Origin of the sequence: Paenibacillus sp. FSL M8-0212 (assembly GCF_038004645.1) — a bacterium.
GTDB lineage: Bacteria > Bacillota > Bacilli > Paenibacillales > Paenibacillaceae > Paenibacillus.
In genome coordinates this window covers 6,112,588-6,135,015 of sequence record NZ_JBBORP010000001.1, presented here as the reverse complement: position 1 = coordinate 6,135,015, position 22,428 = coordinate 6,112,588, and the positions used below count along the sequence as shown (strand labels likewise).

Here is a 22,428-nt window from a genome sequence, read left to right as displayed (position 1 = left end):
GTTGTGGAATGATTATTTTAACCCAGACTTCGTGTTGGCGTGCTCTTCAGCATTCAGGGAAGCAATCAGCTTCTCACCTTCAACATCCAGGTTTGGCAGAATGCGATCCAGCCATTTTGGAAGTGCCCAAGCTTTGTCTCCGAAAATAGCCATGATGGCAGGGACCAAGCCCATTCGGATAATGAAAGCATCAATCAGAATGCCTACCGCCAAAGTGAAACCAATCTGCTTGATCATGACATCGTCAGTGAATATAAATCCTGCAAATACAGAGACCATAATCACTGCTGCGGCAACAACCACGCGACTTACCTGATTGTACCCATGAACGACGGATTCGGTCCCGCGATGACCATGCACATAGGATTCCCGCATGGAGCTAACAAGGAAGACTTGATAGTCCATCGCCAGGCCATACAGGATACCTGTCACGATGATCGGCATGAAGCTCAGCAGCGGGCCGCCGGTATCGAAACCAAAGAGCGAATGCAGCCAGCCCCATTGGAATACAGCAGTTGTGATCCCGAATGTAGCCAGGATACTAAGCAGGAAGCCAATTGTTGCTTTGATGGGAACGATGATCGAACGGAATACAAGTAACAGGATGATCAGCGACAGCAGGATTATGATGCCTACATAAATAGGGAACACCTGCGCCAGTTTGGCTGACATATCGATGTTAACAGCTGTGAGTCCAGTAACTCCAAGTTTCACATCATAGGTCTGTGCGATGCTGGAATCAGCCGCGCGTAGATCAGTGACCAGTGTTTTAGTGAGATTATCGTTAGGACCCGTTTTTGGAATGAGACTGAAAATAGCTAAATCTTCTGTCATACCAAGCGGTGTGACTTGTGCAACGTTATTCTGACCTTGGAGTTCCATCACCAGACCACCCATGAGTTCCGGTGTAACTTTTGAGGAAGACTGAGTAGGCTCTGCGACCAGAATAAGTGGTCCGTTAAACCCTTCCCCGAAGCCTTCGGAGATGGCATCATAACTTTGTCTTGCTGTTGTATCCAGATTCGCTGAGGAAGCGCCAGGGATACCCATTTCCATTTTGGTAATCGGCGTCGCGGCAAAACCAAGAATGACGATGATGGCGATAATGGTGGCCCAACGATTTTTGATAACGAATTTCACCCATCTGTCCGCGACTCCGCGGCTAGTGGCTTTAGGATGTTTCGTGTTTTTCTCACGAGCTTTGGCGGAACAAATGCGTTCTCCTACCAATCCCAGTAAAGCCGGCAACAGGGTTAAAGCAACAAATACGTTGATGAGTACGGTGGCAGCTGCGACCAAAGCCATCGTAGACAAGAATGTGAGACCGATGACAAGCATACCGCACAGTGCAATAATGACGGTTAATCCGGCAAAAAATACCGCGCTGCCCGATGTACCAATGGCTCTGGCAGTGGCTTCTTTTGCGCTCAAGCCTTGATCAATGATCATTCGACGCTGGCGATTAACAATGAAGAGAGCATAATCGATTCCAACAGCCAATCCAACCATGAGAGCCAGGACGGAAGTAACACTAGGCATTTCGATGAATTTGGAGATGGAGAACGCACCACCAACTCCAATGGCAACTCCGAGGAGTGCGGTGATCAGAGGCAGACCTGCTGCAACAACGGAGCCAAGGGTGATCAGCAATACAATGACAGCAATCACCAATCCGACAATCTCAGCCGAGCCAACCCCAATCGATACCGTTTTGAGCGTTTCGCCCGGCAAGACCGTAATGTTGGTTCCTTGCTCTACTGTCATAACAGATTGAATAACGGAATCAAATACATCCTGTGTTATGGCAGACTGCTCGATTGTAAATTGGAACTGGAACAGTGCAATACTACCGTCCGAAGAGATCAGCATACCAGGTACAGGAACACCATCGACCATCAAAGGTCCATAGGGAGGAGGCGTGGTTGTTGCGGATTGTGCCGTATCGGTAGCCTGAGCGTTCTGAGCCATTTCCGCCGAAGCACCCGAATTACCCGCTTCAGCTGCATAGTCCGCAGGATTAATGACTTTGTCTAATCCGTAAACTTCATTAACACCTTTCATCATGGCAGCCAAACGTTCAGGCGTATCCAAACGCTCGTTGTCCGGTGCCTTGAAGACAACACTTCCTTGACCGCCGGAGGCGGCTGGCAGTTCTTTTGCCAATTGATCCAGAACCTTCTGTGACTCTGTGCCTTCAATCTTCATTTCAGAACTGATGTGAATACCATTGATGCTGATCATGGAAATGACAATTCCCAGAATTAAAACCCAGCCAATGATGAAGGTTGCAGGTTTGCTAAAAGCGGTTTTCCCCACTCTGTATAATAATGTAGACATTTCTCTAATTTACACTCCTCTATGATGAATGTGGATGGTTGGCATGTTCGAATCCTGCCCGCAAATGATTAAATGTGGTTTCCAAAAATTGATCAAAGGTGATAGCACCGGGCTTGGTATCTTCAGTCATGACTTGTCCGGGCAGTAACACATTGAGTCTTCCATCAATTAATGGCAGTATTGTTCCATATAGTGCGTTGATCAAAAGATAAGTATAGATCTCGTCATACTTCCCGTTAGATAAGTCTAATAAGGTATCTTGTGCCTGCGTCTGCATCCGGTGCATGGCTCCAAGGTAATGCGGTTCTAGCACGGGATAAGTCTGGGATAGTGAGAGCAGCTGATGAAGTCTTCCAATTAGTTCTGTTGTAAGTTGCATCTTGATCAGGTTATACAGTACGTCAAGCAAGGAGACGTTGTCGGGCAGTTCGGTAAGTAACTCTTCGAGTTCCGTTGTATTCTGAACGGATATCGCACCTCTTGCTACGGCTTCCTCTTTACATGTGAAGTAGTTTGCAAATGTTCTACGTGAACAACCCACCTGATGCACGATATCTTCGACCGTAAAGCCATCAAGCCCATGTTCAAGGGTAAGTTCAAATGCAGCACCAGCAAGTGCTTTTTCAGTGGCTTCTTTCTTCAAATGTCGCAAGTTTCGTTTAATCATTATTCTCCGCTTATGCGTTCACCTCCAACACCAATGACTATGGTTTAATTCTCTTTAAGAAGAGCACACTTACTGAACATGCACTTTGTGAGGTTTATCATAACAAACAAGTTGCTCATTGTGCAAATTTACTCATTGTGCAATTATTTTATATGACGGCTAGTGGGAATCAATGCTTCAACTCCTGAGGAATGAATGTTAAAATCAATAGAAAAACTTGGGGCGATAACGAGACATGAGTAGTCGTAAACAAAGTTTATTGGAAACAGCACTTGCGCTATTTTTAGAGCATAGCTATGCAAATACAACAATCCAGATGATCCTGGATCAATCAGGTGTATCCAAAGGCACATTCTACAAATTCTTCAGCTCAAAAGAAGACTGTTTATATTCGATTATTGATCAGCGTATGCAAGAGGATGTTTTCATTCGCAAAGAGCTTGAACAAAATCACTATACATCGGATTATGACCTGCTCGTAGATCAGATTGCGATTCCTATGTCTGTACCTAATAAAGAGCGAGTATGGGAATTATATTGGACGGGATTTTATTCCGGGGAGATCAACTCAGCCAAGCTGGCTACAGTTCACCTGAAATGGCTGTCCACACGCTTGATTCAGGTGTACGGGAACGACATTAGCTTATATGCCAACGAAGGGGCAATTTTGTGTTACGGCATATTACATCAGATTGCCAACACATCAAGAAGTCTAAATACGCAAAAACCGGTATGGAGCGAAGTAGTTCCAAAAGTACTAACGTACATTGAAGTGATTCTAAGAACCATGCACCAGAGAAATGAACATATTTTCGACTTTCAGTCTCTATATTTCCTGAATGCGGATGAGCGTAACGATGATATAGGTCTGGACATCGATAATGTATTGATCGAATTTGATGAGTTCAACAACCGTGTTCAAAAATCCAAGGAATCTGCATCATTAAAGCAACTTTCGAAGGGGCTTTTAGCGCTATTACAGGATCAAGAGGATTTAAATATACCTGTAATCGAAGTGGTGCTTCAGGCGTTTCACAAAGAGTACAAATCCAGTGCGTTCCAATCTGAAGCCAATAGAATGACTGAAGCCTGTTGGTGGTACTTGGAACTGGTGAAGCAACGGAATTAATATGGGGGTTGGCTCAAAGCCAACCTCTTTTTTTGCTTTTTTATGCCCCTAGTTTTTATTAATATACTATTAGTATATTAATAAAATGTTGTTATAACAGTTGTTTTATGTTGTTTAAACTATAATATTTGAAATTAAATATACGAGTAGTATATAATCGAAATGAACATATATTTCCATAGATTCGAATAACTTCACTTCGAAAGGAAGATTTATATGAATAACTCGAATAACCAGACATCAGAAAAAGTAGAATTTAATTTGTTTAGCGAAGAAAATAGTAAAGATCCATTTGCCATGTTTGCACAGATGCGTTCCAAAGGCTCCGTTGTTCCTATTCCTAATCCGATGGGTGGAGCAGGGCAAACTTGGATTGTAACTCGGATGGACGTTGCCATGGAAGTGCTGAAAGATCACTCTCGATTTACGGTAGATATGAACTCTATTGATAGTGGCAATGATATTCGAAAGAATCTATCAGGCGAGCTTGGTTCATCGGAACCCCAGACTTTTTTTACCGGAAAGTCGATGCTCTTTGTTGATGAACCGGATCACCGGAGACTGCGTAGCCTGGTTTCCAAAGCGTTCACGCCAAGATATATGGAAAGCCTGCGTCCACGCGTTCAGGAAATTGCGGATGAGTTGATTGACCAATTCGAAGGCAAAGGAGAGATGGATCTTGTAAAAGACTATGCCTATCCTTTCCCAATCAACGTTATTTCCGAGATGTTGGGTATACCTCAGGAAGACCGACCTCAGATCCATGTATGGTCTGAAGCCATTGCCAAAGGTCTTGGTTTTGGTAAACAGGACCCTGCCGTAGCGCAGCACTTGCGATCATTCGCAGAGTACACCTCACAGCTTGTGGCGAACAAACGATTAGAACCTTCAGATGACCTCATCAGTCAATTGATTGCGATTGAGGAGGAGGGTGATCGACTGAATGAAGATGAATTAATATCCATGATCACGTTATTGATATTTGCTGGACATGAGACAACTTCCAATCTGATTGCAACCGGCTCTTATCTTCTTCTGACCCATCCCGAACAACTGGAACAACTGAAACAAGATCTGAATCTGGTTCCTTCTGCGGTGGAGGAGTTGCTACGATATAACGGACCCGCCACTTCTTCAGGTCCTCGTTATGCAACACAGGACACGGAGTTGGATGGACAATTGATTCAAAAGGGAGATGTTGTGATTCCCCTTCTGAAATCAGCGAATCGGGACGAGCATCAGTTCACTGACCCCGAAGATTTGGATATCGAACGCAAAATAAAACGGCATTTGGCCTTTGGACACGGCATCCATATGTGTCTTGGCGCTCCCCTTGCTCGTGTAGAAGGGGACGTGGCGTTTACCACGCTTTTACGTCGGCTACCGGATATTCAACTCAGTATTCCTCAGGAAGAGATTCAGTGGCATTCTGCTTTGTCATCACAGGGATTGGCAGCATTGCCTGTGAAATTTTAATAGATAAACTTAGTACGACCCATTGGAGTATGACGAATTTTCGTCATACTCTTTATTGGTATAGATGATAGAATGGAATGAACAAGAAGCATTTCATGTGGTGAACATGCTTAATGTAAAAGATAAAGTGGGATACATAATTTTTGTGGTGGAGGTAAACCTTATGAATAAAGATGAACAATTCATGCATAAAGCCATTGAAATTGCTCTGCAAGCTCGCAAAGAAGGAAACGAACCATTCGGAGCCATTCTGGTGAAAAACGGAGAGGTCGTCATGATTGGGGAAAATAAAATCAACACTTTTTGTGACCCTACGCATCATGCAGAAATTGGGCTTATCCGAAAGTATTGTACCGAACATCATGTGTTTGACCTGAGCGAATACACTCTGTATACGAGTTGTGAACCGTGTGTGATGTGTTCCGGTGCGATGGTTTGGTCGAATCTGGGGAGGCTGGTGTACAGTGTATCCCATGATCAATTAGCGGAAATTGCTGGTGGCAACATCATGATCGCGTGTGAAGAAGTATTCGACAAAAGTCCTCAAAAGCCTGAAGTAACAGGGGGTTTACTTAACACAGAGGGCTTAAAAGTATTCGAAGGATATCAATTTCATTCCTAGTCGTTATCCGGATAAAAAATTATTTTTGGATAATTGCTTGATTTTTTTTTCAACGTCTGATAGTGTAAGACCTGTGATTTTGGGAAGTTAATTTATCAATATGAATTAGAGCTTTCCAGCAGATAATTTTGACCACTTCACCAGGAAGTTAAGGCCATACGGACAGCCGGGTCAAACGCCGATTGGCAACTTACGTTGCTTTATTGATTGAGTTCAAAGCTCAAATTTTATAAGTTGGTTACTTTACAACCAGTGCAATTGCACATCAACTTGTGAAACGGTCAATAAGAGTGGTAAAGGCGAATTATTTGCTATATAGACTCTGATCCAATATTGATATACATGAAGGAGCTTTCCGCCAAAGGAGTTCTTGTGAACTTTTTTGGTCATGGAGACTTCACGTCTTTTTTATGATGTATATCGATAAGCAAGTGTGATGATGCGCGATTGCGAGCATTTTTCACCTTGCTTTTTTTGTTGTCTTGTTGTCACCGTATTAAACCAATTAAAAAAAATACATATTGGGATAGGAGAATGTAAAATGGGAAAAGCACTAATCATCGGCGCCGGCGGCGTTGCTTCCGTGGCAGTACACAAATGCGTTCAAAACAGCGAAGTTTTTGAGGAAATCTGCATCGCGAGTCGTACTAAATCCAAATGTGATGAACTCAAAGCCAAGCTGGACGGCGGAAAAACAAAAATTACAACAGCACAAGTTGATGCTGACAATGTCGACGAACTGATCGCTCTGATCAACGAAGTTAAACCGGATATCGTTATGAACCTTGCTTTGCCGTATCAAGATCTGACAATCATGGATGCTTGTCTTGCAACTAAAACAAATTACATGGACACAGCGAACTATGAGCCACATGATACAGCGAAGTTTGAATACAGCTGGCAATGGGATTACAAAGAGCGTTTTGAACAAGCAGGCATCACTGCATTGCTCGGTAGTGGATTTGACCCAGGTGTGACTGGCGTATTCTCCGCTTATGCCCTGAAGCACTACTTTGACGAAATTGAGTACATCGACATTCTGGACTGCAATGGCGGCGACCATGGCTATCCGTTCGCAACCAACTTCAACCCTGAGATCAACATTCGCGAAGTATCTGCGAACGGAAGATACTGGGAGAATGGTGAATGGATTGAAACAAAACCGATGGAAATCAAACGTGTCTACGACTTCAAAGAAGTTGGAGAGAAAGACATGTACCTGTTGTACCATGAGGAATTGGAATCTTTGGCAAAAAACATGCCAGGTCTGAAACGTATCCGTTTCTTCATGACATTTGGTCAAAGCTACCTGACTCACTTGAAAGCTCTTGAAAATGTAGGCATGACTTCAATCGAGCCTATTGAATATGAAGGTAAACAAATTATTCCACTGCAATTCCTGAAAGCAGTACTGCCGGATCCAGCATCCCTTGGACCACGTACTGTGGGTAAAACAAACATCGGTTGTATTTTCAAAGGCAAAAAAGATGGTCAAGACAAAACATATTATGTATACAATATCTGTGATCACCAAGAGTGCTACAAAGAAGTGGGTTCCCAAGCAATCTCGTACACAACAGGCGTTCCAGCTATGATCGGTGCAGCAATGGTCATGACAGGCAAGTGGAACAAACCAGGCGTATATAATGTAGAAGAGTTCAACCCAGATCCATTCATGGAAGAGTTGAACAAATGGGGCCTCCCATGGGTAGAAGACTTCAACCCGGTACTCGTTGATGAGTTGCCAGAAGAAGTTAAAGAATCGGAGCTTGTTCGTTAAAATGCGGTTCGAGCAATTACCGACACCATGTTTTGTTGTTGACGAGGCGCTTATCGAGAAAAACCTGAAAATCCTGAACGGTGTTATGCAGCGTACAGGTGCCAAAATCGTGCTCGCTCAAAAAGCATTTTCCATGACTGCGATGTATCCGCTGATTGGAGAATATCTGAGCGGTGCAACGGCGAGCGGTTTGTATGAAGCGCGTCTGGGCCATGAGGAAATGGGCAAAGAGAATCATGTCTTTGCTCCGGCATACCGCGCAGAAGAGATCGACGAGATTATCTCAATCTGCGATCACATTATTTTTAATTCTTTTTCACAGCTTGCAAAATTCAAGGATAAGGCGCTTCAGGCTGGCCGTAAGGTCGGCTTGCGCGTCAACCCTGAATGCTCTACCCAAGAAGGACATGAGATCTACGATCCGTGTTCTCCGGGTTCGCGTTTTGGCGCAAAACTGGAGGATTTCGATGCAGACCTGTTGGAAGGCGTCTCCGGACTGCACTTCCACACACTGTGTCAGCAAAACTCCGACGATCTGGAGACTACGCTAAATGCAGTTGTCGAGAAGTTCGGACAATGGTTGCCGCAGATGGAATGGATCAACTTCGGTGGTGGGCACCATATCACACGTGAAGATTATGATATTCCAAGACTGGAAGCATGCATCAAGCGTATGCAGAACGACTATGGTCTGGAAGTATATCTGGAGCCGGGAGAAGCTGTTGCGCTGAATGCGGGTTATCTGGTGACTTCTGTGCTGGACTTCCATAAGAACGGTATGGACATTGCCATTCTGGATACTTCAGCTACATGCCATATGCCTGATGTGCTGGAAATGCCGTATCGCCCGCCGCTGATCGGTTCGGGAGAAGTGGGTGAGAAGGCTCATCTGTATCGCTTAGGTGGACAAACCTGTCTGTCTGGTGACGTGATTGGGGATTATTCATTCGATCAGCCTTTGCAAGAAGGCGACCGTCTGGTATTCGAAGACATGGCGATTTACTCCATGGTGAAAACCAACACGTTCAACGGCATGCCGCTTCCAGCGATTGCAGTCAAAAGAAAAGACGGCGACTGCGAAGTTGTCCGTGAATTCGGATATCAGGATTTCAAAATGAGGCTGGCATAATTACTTCATTATATAGTAAACATTCAATTAAGAATTGAATATAAAGCATTGATTATAAATACAAAGAAGGGAACCTGGAGACAGGTTCCCTTTTTAACGTTAACTGATGTTTAACAATTACATTTAATGATGTTTATCATTGAGGTTAGATGAATGTTTACTGGTATTGAGCCGACTTAGCTTCGACTTCAGTTTTCGGGTTAATGTTGTGGTTTCGAGGCTGCTCTCGTAGCGTATGGAAAGATCGGTTCTCTTAGTTCAAAGTCATATGTTAACCCATCCACAATGCCCACTACACTCTCATTGTCATACAACTCCAGCAAAAATCCAGCCATTTGTTCCGCCGTATGGAACTTGGGAACCCTGCCTTCATATTCAAACTCATCTACATTAAAGGAATGTTTCGCAAATTCCGTCTCGGTTGCAGCCGGAGCGAGGACCTTGGCCTGCAACGCTGCGTTCTTACCTTTTAACTCTTGCGCAAGTCCTTCCGTAAAGGCACTAACATAGAACTTGGTTGCGCAGTAGGTTACTGCATCGGCTACAATCGTATACCCACCACCAGAGGAGATATTAATGATCTGTGTGCCATCAACATTTGCATAATCACGTACATACAGGGAAGAAAGAATCGTAAGAGCTTCTATATTAAGATGAAGCATCTGCTCAATCTTTGGCAGGTGTTGTTCGCCAACGGAAGCGAAATTCCCGAATCCGGCGTTGTTGATCCAAGTCTCAATGGAATAAGCCTGAAGACTTTCATAGAATTCATGCACATTAGCGGCAATAGACAGATCCACTGTACGAATGACAACATCCAGATCTGGATTGATTTCAGCTACTTTTGCTTTTAATTTGTCCAATTCATCGGTTCTGCGTGCAGCCAGGATCATATTTTTGCCACGAGCTGCAAAAGCTAAAGCCGCTTCATATCCAATGCCTGAACTGGCACCGGTAATCACTGTATATTTCATGGGAATTCCTCCTGGATCTGATTTCATTTTTTATTGTGATGTGACCACGAGTTGATTATACTGATTAGAGCTTACTCTAAGTCAAGCGGGAAAATGGAGGGGAGGTTAACCATGCATACCATAGGTGAAGTGGCAGAATTACTCCATATCAGTGCACATACGTTGCGTTATTATGAGAAGGAACAGATTATAACTCCTTTCCGAGATGCCAGTGGAGACAGGCGATACAACGAGTCACACCTGAAGTGGCTACAATTTGTGATCAAATTAAAAGAGACTCAAATGCCCATTGCTATTATTAAAAAATATGCCTCCTTGTTTCAGGAAGGTGAGCATACGGCGGCGGATCGTTTAAAGCTGCTGGAGGAGCATAAAGAGTCGATTCAAAAACAGATGCACATACTTAACACAGCTGATGAGATGCTTGAGCATAAAATTTCGTCGTATCGAACGCTCATCGGACAATGAACTAACACACACAAATGACGATCTATTGCCAAAACAGTGATTTTTATTATAGACTGTTTTTTATCGGTTGTTCATCAAGGGGGAAATGCAATGCATCAAAACAGAAAACAAAAGTCAAACAAGTTAAAGATCCTCTCCAAAGTATTATTGATTATCATTGGGGGATTTATAACGGCATATGGTCTCGAAGCCATATTGATTCCGAATAATGTCTCAGATGGTGGTGTCACAGGTCTGAGTATCGTAGGATCACAGCTGTTCGGATTACCACTGGGGATGCTCATCGGGATTATTAACATTCCATTTGTGTGGCTCGGGTACAAGCAAATCGGAAAAAGCTTTGCGTTATATTCGATCATCGGTATTGCTTCACTGGCAATCAGTACGAGTCTGATGCACCATGTACCAACTATCATTGAAGGTGATACCTTGCTTGTTACGGTTGTCGGCGGGATTATTATCGGTTTTGGTATGGGACTTGCATTACGTAATGGTGGCGCATTGGATGGCATAGATATGCTGGCTGTACTCCTTTCGCGAAAAGTACCTTTTGGAACCAGTGATCTCATTCTGTTCCTCAACATGTTTGTATTTATTGTCGTTTCTACCGTGTTCGGTCTGCAAGGTGCGATCTTGTCAGGACTTGCGTATTTTATTGCTTCTAAAGTAATACATATTGTTGAAGAGGGCTTGAGCGGCTCCAAAACGTTTAAAATTATTACGAATCAACCTGAGATTATGGTTGAAACCATTCGGGACCGCTTAGGCCGTGGAGCAACGTATACTGAGGCTTACGGTGGCTACTCTAATGAACAATTCAAGGAAATCACTTGTGTCATTAACCGGATGGAAGAGAGTAAAATTAAAGATATCATTCACGAAATTGACCCAACTGCTTTTGTAGTCGTATACGATGTAGCTGAAGTAAGAGGCGGAAATTTCAAAAAGAAAGATATTCACTAACATACAAAAACGCGCTGACAGGAGGAATACTCTTGCCAGCGCGTTTTTGTTTTACCTTGTTAAATAGTAATACTTTGTACTTCATGCATAAGCCCAGCTCACTTATGGAAAACTTCTGTAGTGCGAGTTAAATTGCATGACTTCAAGTATGTATGGGAGGTTAGCATAGTGACAAAGCAGGACCCGCAAGAGCTTTTAAAGCAAAAACACGAGCTGGATGAGCAAAAGAGACAGTTTACTAATTTTTCCCGAAATATTTCAGGCCATGGCGAGGTTGAAGCTGGTCAAGAGTTCAGTGTTGACCGGGTGCCAGATGATCAAAATCGTATGAAATCGGTTGAGAACAGACGCGGCGAAGTCTAAAACGTTACAACATAAGCCGATCCTTTCATGGATCGGCTTATTCAGTGAAGCATTGTGACAAACAGAACTATGTATTGTAGTTTGCACATACGAGAGGATATAGATGGTGGTCAATAGATGTAAAAGGTCGTATATTATTAATATGTGGATTGTGGGATTGAATATGGACCACATCGCAAAATGATAAACGATTTTACATAGAAGGACGGGAAAAAATGGACTTTAAACCGCTTGCTTCATTTATTGACCGCATGACATCCTGGCGCATTCCGTGGGCAGAGGTGCTGGTCATGCATCGAAATGATACCGTTTTCCATTATCGTAACGGTTACGCCAATCTGGAAGAGAAAACGCCCATCGGTGATGGAGCGATCTTCAATCTATACTCCATGACCAAAATCATGACCTGCGTGGCAGGGCTGCAACTGGTGGAGAAAGGTGAAATGCTGTTAAGCGACCCACTGTCCGATTATCTGCCAGAGTACGCTGAGATGACAGTTAAGAAAACGATGGCGAATGGCGAGATCCGACTGGAAAAGGCGACAAGAACCATTACAGTGCGAGATTTGTTCACCATGACAGCCGGGTTCTCGTATGACGTTGGTTGTCCAAGCATTCAAGAAGCTGTAAAAAGCACCAACGGAACATTGCCTACACGTGACTTCGCGAGAGCGCTTGCGAAAGAACCGTTGTTGTTTGAACCAGGGACACATTGGAATTACAGCATGTGCCATGATGTGCTGGGAGCCTTGGTGGAAGTGGTAAGTGGCAAAAGCTTTGGTACGTATCTCCGGGACGAAATCACCGGACCACTTGGTATGAACGATACAGCGTTTAATCTGAACGATGAGCAGCAGACACGCCTGATTCCGCAATATGCTTATAATGATGAGCTTGAGAAGGCTGTCCGTCTGGACGGCAACGGATTCCGGGTAGGGACAGAGTTGGAAAGCGGCGGTGCAGGATTGCTGTCAACCGTTAGTGACTATGCACTTTTCTTAAATGCACTTACTGGGCGTGGTACGAGTCCCGAAGGCGTCCGCATTTTGTCACAAGCTTCAGTGGAACTGATGCGAACGGATCACCTGAACGAGATGACTCGGGGTGATTATTCCTGGGATCATATGTATGGATACGGCTATGGGTTGGGTGTTCGCACACATATCTCCAAAGCAGGAAGCGGCTCACTGAGTCCAATTGGCGAATTTGGATGGAGCGGCGCTGCTGGTTGTATGGCTATTATTGATCCGGATTCAGAGCTTACAGTTATGTATGCCCAGCATTTGCTGAATAGCCAGGAGCCATACGTTCAACGACGCTTACGAAATGTCGTGTACTCCTGCCTGTAAATCATATCGGATTCGAAGTTACTTGAAGAGCCGCTGATCAGCGGCTTTTTTATGTTATATGGAAGGAAAACTATTGATTCAGATTGTTATATATTTCTTTATTAGATAGGGTATGTTATCATTCTTAGGAAAATAGTACTAGTAGGAGGATATGCCTATTGAACATGAACTTATATTAATTACATAGTTTGATTAAGATTACACGCTAGCAATTACTTGTTTGAATGTTGAGATTGTGCACAGTTTAAAATTAGAAAAACGCTACTAGATTTTTATTTTTTTACTCAAAGGAGAGTCAACAATGATACACCCTAAGCACCAATCAAAATGGGCTTCTCTGGCCCTACTAACTTTAATCGGCTATGTTCTGAGCGCATTGCTTCTGCTTCCACCCAATGCTGCTGCCAAAGGAGAGCAAATCTCCGCCAAACAGCTCGAAAGTATGAGCCGGCTTTCATTTACGCTTCGTGATGCCAAACAAACGGCTTACACCGTTTATATTTTCGCTTATGATGAACAGAAGAGCACGCTGACCGAAGAAAATGGTTGGACAAACAATAAAAAAGGCGACAAGAGTTATTCAGGCACGTATCGCGCAGCCTTGCTGAAAAAAGGTGCAGCATACGGAACAGTCCAAGCAGCAAAACTGGATCTGAATACGATTATTTTGCCGCAAACCTGGAACTTCGTTGTGAAAAGCAAAGAGGCTAGTACACCAGACATGCTGATGATTACCGATTGGGGAACTTCTAATTTTAATGAGGTGAAAACCTATATTGTTCGTTCCGGGGAATTGCGCCGTGTAACATATGTCGATAATAAGGGTAAAAAAATCGACGATTCCTACTCTGCAAGCAGAGATGATGGAATCCGTACTCTTTCAGGTGCCCGAGTACAGTTCAAAAATTACAACAACCTTCAATTCGTCTATGGAGTTAATACGTTTAAGTTGAATGTAAACAAATCGGAGTTGCGGTTGGAAGATACGCGTAACCTCCGTTCAAAAGCTTGGCCGAACTCGGGTGTTGGCGATCGCGCTTACCTGAAAAGCTTGAAGGAAGCTGCTTTAAAGGGTGCATTACCGGGCCGGACGGACATCAAGATTGGCATGACGCTTCAAAATGCGCAAAAAAAGCTGGGGAAACCAACCTCTCGTTCAAATGAGGAATGGGGAGCGGTCTATTATTATTCTAAATTCGGCGTCGGATTTGATTCATACATGCACGAGCTTACCAATAAATCACGTATTGCCGTTTTTGATTTGTACAATGAAAAGCAGAATCTGTCACCATGGAATGTGAAAATATGGATGGGGAAACCTTCCTCAGAGTATTACAATGAAGTCATTGGTGGTTATGAGATGGTATACCAATTGGGTAATCACGCCATTGTATTCAATTATGAGGAAGAAGAGGACTTGATTGACTTTACGAGTATATATTAAGCTATACCCATTGTAAGAAACAAAAGTGTATCGTATTCTTATTTACAAAAAAAGCCGCTAAATAGCGGCTTTTTTGATTTCCATGAGATGGACGGTAGTCTATTTTATTGGGGTATCATTAGAGCTTTGCACAGAACGTACACGATTGACTAAGTAAATGCCAACCGACACGAACAGTAATGCAGCCAGATTTTTCAGTTCCAAGATCGTTTCCCCCAGGAATAACGCCGATAACAATGCGCCAAACACAGGGATTAGGAAGTTGTAGACAGACACTCTTCCGACCTTGTTATACTTGAGAAGCATATTCCACAAACAAAATGCGACGGATGACAGCAAGGCCAGGTAGATCAAGTTACTGGTGGATTCCAAGGTGAAATGAGTAACCCGACCGCCGAGTGATAGACCTAACAGCGTAAGTACCAGTCCCCCAACAAACAGGCTGACCCCTGTTATGATCAGAACATCAATCGTAGCGGTGAGACGTTTTGCGTAAAGGGCCGTAACGGAAAAAACAAGTGCTGCTATAATAACAAACCCTTCGCCTGTGAATGAAAAGGAAAAAGCAAGCAGATCCGTATGGAAGTTTACGATGATTACACCAATGAATCCGAGCAAGCAGCCAACGATTTTATTTCTGCTTAATTTGTCGTTTTTATAGATGAAATGGGCCAGAACAACACTGAAAAAGGTTGTCGTTGCGTTCATAATGGAGCCTTTGACACCCGTCGTATTGGCTACGCCAACGTAGAAAAACATATATTGCAAACCGGTTTGCAATATACCTAACATGATAAGGCTTGTCCACTGCTTCCTGGACAATTGGAGCTTCTCTTTTCTAACGATACGAGACAGGAGCAAGAGCAGCAAGCCCGCCAGTGTAAATCGGTATCCGGCAAATACATACTTGGAAGCAATATCTTCCGGCAGAATGTTAAATGCGATATAACCAAGTTTGATGGACGGGTACGCACTTCCCCATAACAAGCAGCACAGGCTTGCCACGAGCATGACAAAAATGGGATCACTAAACTTACTTGGTTTCTCAAGGGTATTTCTCTCTATCACTTTCGATCTTCTCCTCGCATTTCATGCACATATGTATGTACGAATCTAATATCTTCACTGACCATATCACATAACGCCAATGTTTGTAATGATAATTAATAAACCGCTCCCCAGGTGGTAAGATTATAAAGAAGGAACGGTTCATGAGGAGTCTATGTTATAGATTCCTTTCTAATAAAATCCCAACTTGTTCTGCGACAATGTGAGGTTGCCGAGGTAATCCATTCGTGAAATAGGATTCCACGATACCAACGATTGCTGTACCAAAGAACGTAAGAATAACTTCTTTCGTTAGTCCTTTATTTTTGCCCTCCGTTACATTCACCTCATCTTCTAGTTCTTCAATGACGAGAGCCAGGAAGCGATTGTGGAAAAAAGGGGCTCCTTTACTCAGTAACATAGCCGAGAAGAATGAATAATGAACTTCAAAATAATCGAACCAAAGTACATTGCTTTTTATAAAATCCAGATCGGATGCTTCTTTGCACAATCTTCTTAGTTCATCAATATGTTCTTCAATTAATTTATCCAGCAAGTCAAATTTGTCCGAATAGTGATGGTATATCGTTCTGCGGCCGACATTTGCATGATCAGAGATATCTTGCATCGTTATGGTATCAAAAGGTTTCTCGTTCATGAGTTTGATAAAAGCGGATTTGATCGCTTCCTGAGACTTTAGTATTCTTCGATCTGTAATAGAAACGATAGTAATCACCATTCTTTCCAGAGAGTAATTGCACAAATGTTGTCTCCTTGCGCCATAAGGCACAGATCGGGTTCATTTGATCCTTGCAGAGGCAGTGCAATTATTTTATATTATACACGAATGTGCGATATCGCACGTATGTGTGTAATCATTTTTAGGTCAACATAGGAGGAAATGAAATGGCTAAACATGAAGAAGTTAAAGATGGAGTGATATTCCCGGTAGGAGAAAAAAACGAAGCATTTGCACAATATTTTGTAGGGCAAAGTTATCTCCAATCCTTGGTTGCTGATCCCAAAGTGAATGTGGGTGTTGGGAATGTAACGTTTGAACCGGGATGCAGAAATAACTGGCATATCCATCGCGGTGGATTTCAGCTGTTGTTGGTGACTGGTGGGGAAGGTTGGTATCAGGAAGAAGGAAAACCTGCTCAATTCCTAAAAGCCGGCGATGTTATTGTGACTCATGATGGTGTGAAACATTGGCATGGGGCCGCTAAAGATAGTTGGTTTGAACACATTGCGATCACTGCAGGCACACCGGAATGGTTGGAACCTGTTACAGATGAAGTTTACGGGAAGTTATAAAATAAACGGTGAAATGTAAACAGTAATGTGACTTAAAGTGAATACATGATGAAGAACGATATAGACCATGAAACTACGTTAACAGGCTGTTGAGATTCCTCAACAGCCTGTTTTTTAACCTTTACCTTAGCCGGATAGATCGTTGCTGTGTGGGGACCGTTTCAGTTGATTACCTGATTTCGCTTCAACAAACCCCATAATTGTTCCGCTACATCTTCAGATGACTGAGGCATATCATTCATAATCCACCATTCAATGATGCCGACAAAGGCAGACGCCATAAATTGAGTGATAAATTCTTGGTTATAGTGACTATTGTCACCTTCCATATTGATGTTAATCCTTATGTGCGTTGTCACGAGTTCCAACATCTGTTCACGAAACGCAGGAATTCCTTTGTTAGAGAGCATTGAAGCGTAAAAACGATGGTGCTCTTCGAAATATCGAATTACAGGTAGAAAAGAGGATTGAATAAGATCAACCGTTTCGCCATTCGCATTCGTAGTCGTCGTTGCGGAGATCATTTTATTTAAGTTTTCTTTAATGCACTTGTTCAACAGATCATACTTATCACTGTAATGAAAGTATACCGTCCCCCGATTGATATTAGCTCGATCTGCTATTTCGTTAATTGTAATGTCCTCAAAATTTTTCTCGGCAATGAGAGAAAGAAAGGACTGGAAGATAGCTTGCTTCGTTTTGACGACTCTTCGATCGATTTTAATGTCCACTTGGTAACCTCCACCCCGAGATATCTAACACTTTGTGATTGAACGTTGGATATCGAACAAAAAGCGCCAGATTAACGATTGTAGTTATTTTTGTACTCTTTATAATAATCAATAAGCCATACTTATTCAACAAATGTTGGATAAAAAAATGCTATGGCTCACACGATACATCAAGGAGGACAAATATATGTTACTGGAAATTTTACAAGCAAAATCCGAATTGAGAGATTTGGTGGACTCGTATGCTACATTAACCGATGCCAAAAAAATTGCAGATCAGATGCTCTTATTCACACCGGATACACGATTCAAAGTATATTTTGGTGATCAACTGATGTCTGAAGTAACCGGAACCAAGCAGCTGGAAGAAGAGTTTAAAGGCCATGTGGCACTCGTGAAACGCTATTTCACCACGAACGCACAGCATGTAGTGAACGTGGAAGGTGATACTGCAACAGGCATTGTATTTTCTCAGATCAAAATGGTTAGGGACGAAGAAGGCAAAGAAGTTCTCACCGATTATAGTGTTCAATATCATGATGTTTATGTTCGCCACGGCGAAAAGTGGTTGATACAGGAGCGCACTTCACAATATATCATCATCGAAGCAAGATCTCTGTAAGCATAATGATATACCCAAAATAATGCTTAAAGAAATGTCGAGGGCGTTCACTGATGCTCTCGTCATTTTCTATGTTTTGCAGCATGTTATTTCAGGCGTCGAACAGGCAGTATGGCTTGGGTTTGCGTGTATTACAGTCCATTTTCCAATGGACTTGGAGAAATTTCCAGAATGAAAACGCTTGTCAAATCAAAAATAATATGATAATTTAATGTCTGTAACCGGTTACACATAGAGGAGAGCAACTTATGAAAACAATTAAAGACGTAGCTCAACTGGCTGGCGTATCTGTTGCCACCGTATCCAGAGTCATTAATGATAGAGGTTATGTTCATGCGGACACACGCAAGAAAGTGGAAGATGCTGTGAAGGCGCTTAACTTTTCGCCAAATGAAGTGGCCCGCTCATTATATAAGCGCAAGTCCAAACTGATAGGCCTGTTGTTGCCGGATATTGCCAACCCTTACTTCCCGCAGTTGGCCCGCGGTGTAGAGGACCGGATGCAGGAACAGGATTACAGACTGATATTTGGAAATAGTGATGAGGATGAACGGAAGGAGCAGGATTACATCCAGACGTTTATCCAGAACAACGTGGTTGGTGTGATCTCTTCAACGAACTATCCTCATTCTTCAATATATGAAAAACTGAAGATTCCCGTTGTGTTTCTGGACAGAACATCACTGGATCGTCCATCCGTGTATGCGGACGGTAGAGAAGGTGGAAGACTAGCTGCAAGGGAGATTATCAAACGCGGCAGTCGCCGGATCACGGTTATGCAAGGACCGTCACAGATCAGACCGGCTCAGGATCGCTTTGAAGGAGCGATTGAAATCATCCGTGATGCTGGGTTAGACTACCGGGTAATCAAGACAACCTCATTTTCAATTAACGAGGCGGGTGTATGGGCTGAAGAATTATTCAGGAAGTACGCGGACACAGACGGGGTCATTGCCAGCAATGACATCGCAGCCATGGCAGTACTGCATGAGGCATCACGAATCGGAAAAAAAGTTCCTGATGACGTACAAGTGATTGGTTTCGATGATATTCCGATGAGCAGCCTGTTATCGCCGGCATTGTCCACCATCCATCAGCCAGCATACGAGATGGGAAGAGAAGCGGCGGGATTACTTATCCAGCTTGTCGAACAAGCTGCAATAGAGAACAAAAACATACAGTTGCCCGTAAGTTTCATCGAACGGGGCACAACGAGAAAGGTGAAATCAGATGGCTAAAATATGTGTAATAGGAAGCAGTTCAATGGATCTGGTTGTTACTTCGTCAAGACGGCCGGGGGCGGGTGAAACCGTTCTTGGCGACAGCTTCAAAACGGTCCCTGGCGGTAAGGGAGCCAATCAGGCTGTTGCCGCTGCACGACTGGGTGCCGAGGTTGCGATGATCGGCCGGGTAGGCGACGATGCCTTTGGCAAAGATATTTTAGAGAACTTCAGAGCAAATGCTGTAAATACGCAAAATGTGAAACCGGTTACACATTTAGAAAGTGGAACGGCTCATATCATTCTGGCAGAAGGTGATAATAGTATCGTAGTGGTTGAAGCGGCGAATCGGGAAGTCACTCCTGCATATGTCGATGAAGCAGCTGAAGTGATCCGTGATGCAGATATCGTGCTGATTCAGCAGGAAATTCCGGAGGAAACGGTTGTTCATGTAAGTACATTATGTGCAGAATTCGGAACACCGCTACTGCTTAATCCCGCACCGGCGAGAACATTACCGCAAGAAGTGATCGACAATGCCGCATATATCACGCCGAACGAGCATGAAGCCGAGATTTTGTTTCAGGGTATGAGTCCGGCACAGGCATTACGTCAGTATCCTAACAAGTTGTTCATCACGGAGGGCAGTAAAGGTGTACGTTACTTTGATGGCACTGAGGAAATTCTAGTCCCAACTTATAAAGTTGAGGCTATCGATACTACTGGGGCAGGGGATACGTTCAACGCCGCATTTGCAGTTGCTTTGGCTGAAGGAAAAGCGTTGCAAGAGAGTATACGCTTCGCCAATCGGGCTGCATCGTTGTCCGTCACCAAGTTCGGAGCGCAGGGCGGCATGCCAACGCGTAATGAAGTAGAGGAGAGCTTGTAATGAAAAGAAATGGCATGTTGAATAGTCACATTTCCAAGATTCTGTCTGATCTGGGCCATACGGACATGATTGCTATTGCGGATGCAGGTCTGCCGGTGCCGGATGGGGTACTCAAAATCGATCTGGCCCTCAAACTGGGAACACCAAGTTTTCGCGAAGTGGTGGAAGCGATCGCTGAAGATATGGTCATTGAGAAAGTTATTGTGGCTGAAGAGATTAGCCAAGGTAATCCCGTAGCCATGCAATTCATCACAGAGAAATTCGGGGTAGAAGCAATCGATGCTTCCGTCAGCCACGAACAATTCAAAGTATTAACCCGGCAGGTGAAGGCGATCATCCGCACAGGTGAAGCCACACCCTATGCCAATTGCATTTTACAATCGGGAGTCCATTTCGGTTAAAAGGAGGTTGCGTAATGCACATTCAGATGCAAGATATTCATAAAGCCTTTGGAACGAATCAGGTGCTGAGCGGAGTGGATTTTGAACTAAAAGACGGTGAGGTCCATGCCCTGATGGGGGAGAATGGAGCCGGCAAATCCACACTGATGAATATTCTGATTGGTCTCCATCAGAGAGACCAAGGGACCATCATGATCGACGGAGAAGAAACCTATTTTGGAAGTCCAAAGGAAGCAGAGAAATTGGGTATCACATTCATACATCAGGAGCTGAACGTATGGCCTGAAATGACGGTGCTGGATAATCTCTTCATCGGTAAGGAACTGACATCATCGTTCGGATTGCTCAATACAAGACAGATGAAAGCGCTTGCTAAAGAGCAGTTCGCCAAGCTTTCCGTAGACATACCACTGGAACGTCCTGCGGGAGAGTGCTCTGTCGGGCAGCAACAGATGATCGAGATTGCCAAAGCGCTAATGACAGATGCCAAGGTCATCATTATGGACGAGCCAACAGCAGCACTTACGGAACGCGAGATCCAGAAGCTGTTTGGTGTAATCAGCTCGCTGAAGAAGGAAGGCGTGTCCATCGTGTATATTTCTCACCGAATGGAGGAGATATTCACGATCTGTGACCGGATTACCATCATGCGTGACGGAAGAACGGTGGACACGCAGACCATTCCACAGACAAGTTTTGATGAAGTGGTTCGGAAAATGGTAGGTCGTGAACTTACCGAGCGGTACCCTGTCCGGAATCCTTCTTATGGTGAAGTTGTTCTGGAAGTAAGGAATGCAAGCAGCAAAGGGTTGTTCGAGAATATTAACTTCACTGTAAGAGCGGGGGAAATCCTCGGTTTCTCAGGACTTATGGGTTCTGGACGAACAGAAATCATGAGAACCATCTTTGGCTTGGATACGTTGGATAGCGGTGAAATCTTCATCCGCGGGAAAAAAGCAAACATTCGTAAACCGGCAGATGCCGTGAAACATGGAATCGGGTTTATTACAGAAGACCGCAAGGATGAGGGACTGGTATTAGACTTTTCTATTCGCGAAAATATGGCGCTAACAAATCTGTTCAGTTTCTCAAACAAAGGTTTCATTTCAGCTTCGAAAGAACAAGAATTCGTAGATACATTGATCAAACGTCTACAGATCAAAACACAATCCTCCGAGACGGCAGCAAGGAATCTATCCGGGGGTAACCAGCAGAAGGTGGTTATCGCGAAATGGGTTGGTATCGGTCCAAGCGTACTTATCCTGGATGAACCCACACGCGGAGTGGATGTCGGAGCGAAGCGCGAAATCTATGAATTGATGAATGAACTGACAGACCGCGGTGTTGCAATCATCATGGTATCGTCGGAGCTACCTGAAGTGCTTGGCATGAGCGACCGAATCGCGGTTGTGCATGAAGGACACATCAGTGGCGAGGTTGCAAAGGAAGTAGCCACACAAGAACACATTATGACATTGGCCACAGGGGGACAGTGATATGACA

Annotated in this window: 22 protein-coding genes; 16 read left to right on the top strand and 6 right to left on the bottom strand. The window is 43.8% G+C overall.

Annotation, left to right across the window (positions count from 1 at the left end):
- Positions 1 to 12: 12 nt before the first annotated feature.
- Complete coding sequence (locus MKX68_RS26780) at positions 13 to 2,337, bottom strand: MMPL family transporter (RefSeq protein ID WP_340914740.1); 2,325 nt, start codon at positions 2,335 to 2,337, stop codon at positions 13 to 15.
- A gap of 19 nt (positions 2,338 to 2,356) precedes the next feature.
- On the bottom strand, positions 2,357 to 3,004 hold the full coding sequence (locus MKX68_RS26775) for a TetR/AcrR family transcriptional regulator (protein WP_340914739.1): 648 nt from the start codon (positions 3,002 to 3,004) through the stop codon (positions 2,357 to 2,359).
- 235 nt (positions 3,005 to 3,239) lie between these two features.
- Between MKX68_RS26775 and MKX68_RS26770 the strand changes: the two genes are divergently transcribed.
- The 5 genes from MKX68_RS26770 to nspC all read left to right on the top strand — a co-directional run bounded on the left by MKX68_RS26770 (position 3,240) and on the right by nspC (position 9,140).
- Positions 3,240 to 4,133, top strand: a complete 894-nt coding sequence (locus MKX68_RS26770; RefSeq protein WP_340914738.1) for a TetR/AcrR family transcriptional regulator — start codon at positions 3,240 to 3,242, stop codon at positions 4,131 to 4,133.
- Between the two features lie 216 nt (positions 4,134 to 4,349).
- Positions 4,350 to 5,609, top strand: coding sequence for a cytochrome P450 family protein (locus tag MKX68_RS26765; protein ID WP_074095035.1), 1,260 nt, complete (start codon positions 4,350 to 4,352; stop codon positions 5,607 to 5,609).
- Positions 5,610 to 5,772: 163 nt separating this feature from the next.
- Complete coding sequence (locus MKX68_RS26760; protein ID WP_340914737.1) at positions 5,773 to 6,231, top strand: nucleoside deaminase; 459 nt, start codon at positions 5,773 to 5,775, stop codon at positions 6,229 to 6,231.
- A gap of 541 nt (positions 6,232 to 6,772) precedes the next feature.
- Positions 6,773 to 8,011 (top strand): saccharopine dehydrogenase family protein, encoded by a 1,239-nt coding sequence (locus MKX68_RS26755; RefSeq protein WP_017688530.1) that lies wholly within the window; start codon positions 6,773 to 6,775, stop codon positions 8,009 to 8,011.
- 1 nt (position 8,012) lies between these two features.
- Positions 8,013 to 9,140 carry a carboxynorspermidine decarboxylase gene (gene nspC / locus MKX68_RS26750; RefSeq protein WP_100526213.1) on the top strand — a complete coding sequence of 376 codons (1,128 nt, stop codon included), beginning with the start codon at positions 8,013 to 8,015 and terminating at the stop codon, positions 9,138 to 9,140.
- 200 nt (positions 9,141 to 9,340) lie between these two features.
- On the opposite strand, the gene MKX68_RS26745 is transcribed toward nspC, so the two are convergent.
- Complete coding sequence (locus MKX68_RS26745; RefSeq protein ID WP_340914736.1) at positions 9,341 to 10,114, bottom strand: SDR family NAD(P)-dependent oxidoreductase; 774 nt, start codon at positions 10,112 to 10,114, stop codon at positions 9,341 to 9,343.
- 111 nt (positions 10,115 to 10,225) lie between these two features.
- Here MKX68_RS26745 and MKX68_RS26740 point away from each other — a divergent pair, with 111 nt between their 5' ends.
- The 5 genes from MKX68_RS26740 (at position 10,226) to MKX68_RS26720 (ending at position 14,701) form a co-directional block, all read left to right on the top strand.
- Entirely contained in the window at positions 10,226 to 10,582 is a 357-nt protein-coding gene (locus MKX68_RS26740; RefSeq protein WP_338594670.1) for a MerR family transcriptional regulator, read from the top strand.
- A gap of 90 nt (positions 10,583 to 10,672) precedes the next feature.
- Positions 10,673 to 11,545: a YitT family protein gene (locus MKX68_RS26735; RefSeq protein ID WP_036670902.1), complete on the top strand. Its 873-nt coding sequence runs from the start codon at positions 10,673 to 10,675 to the stop codon at positions 11,543 to 11,545.
- A gap of 168 nt (positions 11,546 to 11,713) precedes the next feature.
- Positions 11,714 to 11,908 (top strand): hypothetical protein, encoded by a 195-nt coding sequence (locus MKX68_RS26730; protein WP_017688524.1) that lies wholly within the window; start codon positions 11,714 to 11,716, stop codon positions 11,906 to 11,908.
- Positions 11,909 to 12,123: 215 nt separating this feature from the next.
- Entirely contained in the window at positions 12,124 to 13,257 is a 1,134-nt protein-coding gene (locus MKX68_RS26725) for a serine hydrolase domain-containing protein (protein WP_340914735.1), read from the top strand.
- A gap of 301 nt (positions 13,258 to 13,558) precedes the next feature.
- A complete protein-coding gene (locus tag MKX68_RS26720; protein ID WP_340914734.1) occupies positions 13,559 to 14,701 on the top strand; it encodes a DUF4309 domain-containing protein in 1,143 nt (380 codons plus the stop codon).
- Between the two features lie 99 nt (positions 14,702 to 14,800).
- On the opposite strand, the gene MKX68_RS26715 is transcribed toward MKX68_RS26720, so the two are convergent.
- Together MKX68_RS26715 and MKX68_RS26710 are read right to left on the bottom strand one after the other, a co-directional pair.
- Positions 14,801 to 15,769, bottom strand: a complete 969-nt coding sequence (locus MKX68_RS26715) for a DMT family transporter (protein WP_156946115.1) — start codon at positions 15,767 to 15,769, stop codon at positions 14,801 to 14,803.
- A gap of 157 nt (positions 15,770 to 15,926) precedes the next feature.
- On the bottom strand, positions 15,927 to 16,487 hold the full coding sequence (locus MKX68_RS26710; RefSeq protein WP_340914733.1) for a TetR/AcrR family transcriptional regulator: 561 nt from the start codon (positions 16,485 to 16,487) through the stop codon (positions 15,927 to 15,929).
- 167 nt (positions 16,488 to 16,654) lie between these two features.
- Between MKX68_RS26710 and MKX68_RS26705 the strand changes: the two genes are divergently transcribed.
- Positions 16,655 to 17,062, top strand: coding sequence for a cupin domain-containing protein (locus MKX68_RS26705; RefSeq protein ID WP_340914732.1), 408 nt, complete (start codon positions 16,655 to 16,657; stop codon positions 17,060 to 17,062).
- Positions 17,063 to 17,223: 161 nt separating this feature from the next.
- Here the strand turns inward: MKX68_RS26705 and MKX68_RS26700 are convergent, their stop codons facing one another.
- Entirely contained in the window at positions 17,224 to 17,793 is a 570-nt protein-coding gene (locus MKX68_RS26700; protein WP_340914731.1) for a TetR/AcrR family transcriptional regulator, read from the bottom strand.
- Positions 17,794 to 17,980: 187 nt separating this feature from the next.
- On the opposite strand from MKX68_RS26700, the gene MKX68_RS26695 reads away from it, so the two are divergent.
- The 5 genes from MKX68_RS26695 to MKX68_RS26675 all read left to right on the top strand — a co-directional run bounded on the left by MKX68_RS26695 (position 17,981) and on the right by MKX68_RS26675 (position 22,421).
- On the top strand, positions 17,981 to 18,415 hold the full coding sequence (locus MKX68_RS26695; protein ID WP_340914730.1) for a nuclear transport factor 2 family protein: 435 nt from the start codon (positions 17,981 to 17,983) through the stop codon (positions 18,413 to 18,415).
- Between the two features lie 248 nt (positions 18,416 to 18,663).
- On the top strand, positions 18,664 to 19,653 hold the full coding sequence (locus MKX68_RS26690) for a LacI family DNA-binding transcriptional regulator (protein WP_036670908.1): 990 nt from the start codon (positions 18,664 to 18,666) through the stop codon (positions 19,651 to 19,653).
- Positions 19,646 to 20,524 (top strand): ribokinase, encoded by an 879-nt coding sequence (gene rbsK / locus MKX68_RS26685; RefSeq protein WP_340914729.1) that lies wholly within the window; start codon positions 19,646 to 19,648, stop codon positions 20,522 to 20,524. Before MKX68_RS26690 ends, rbsK begins: the two co-directional genes overlap by 8 nt.
- Positions 20,524 to 20,925 (top strand): D-ribose pyranase, encoded by a 402-nt coding sequence (gene rbsD, locus MKX68_RS26680; protein ID WP_340914728.1) that lies wholly within the window; start codon positions 20,524 to 20,526, stop codon positions 20,923 to 20,925. The genes rbsK and rbsD overlap by 1 nt, the downstream gene beginning before the upstream one ends.
- Positions 20,926 to 20,939: 14 nt before the next feature.
- Complete coding sequence (locus tag MKX68_RS26675; RefSeq protein WP_340914727.1) at positions 20,940 to 22,421, top strand: sugar ABC transporter ATP-binding protein; 1,482 nt, start codon at positions 20,940 to 20,942, stop codon at positions 22,419 to 22,421.
- The last annotated feature ends 7 nt before the right edge of the window (positions 22,422 to 22,428 follow it).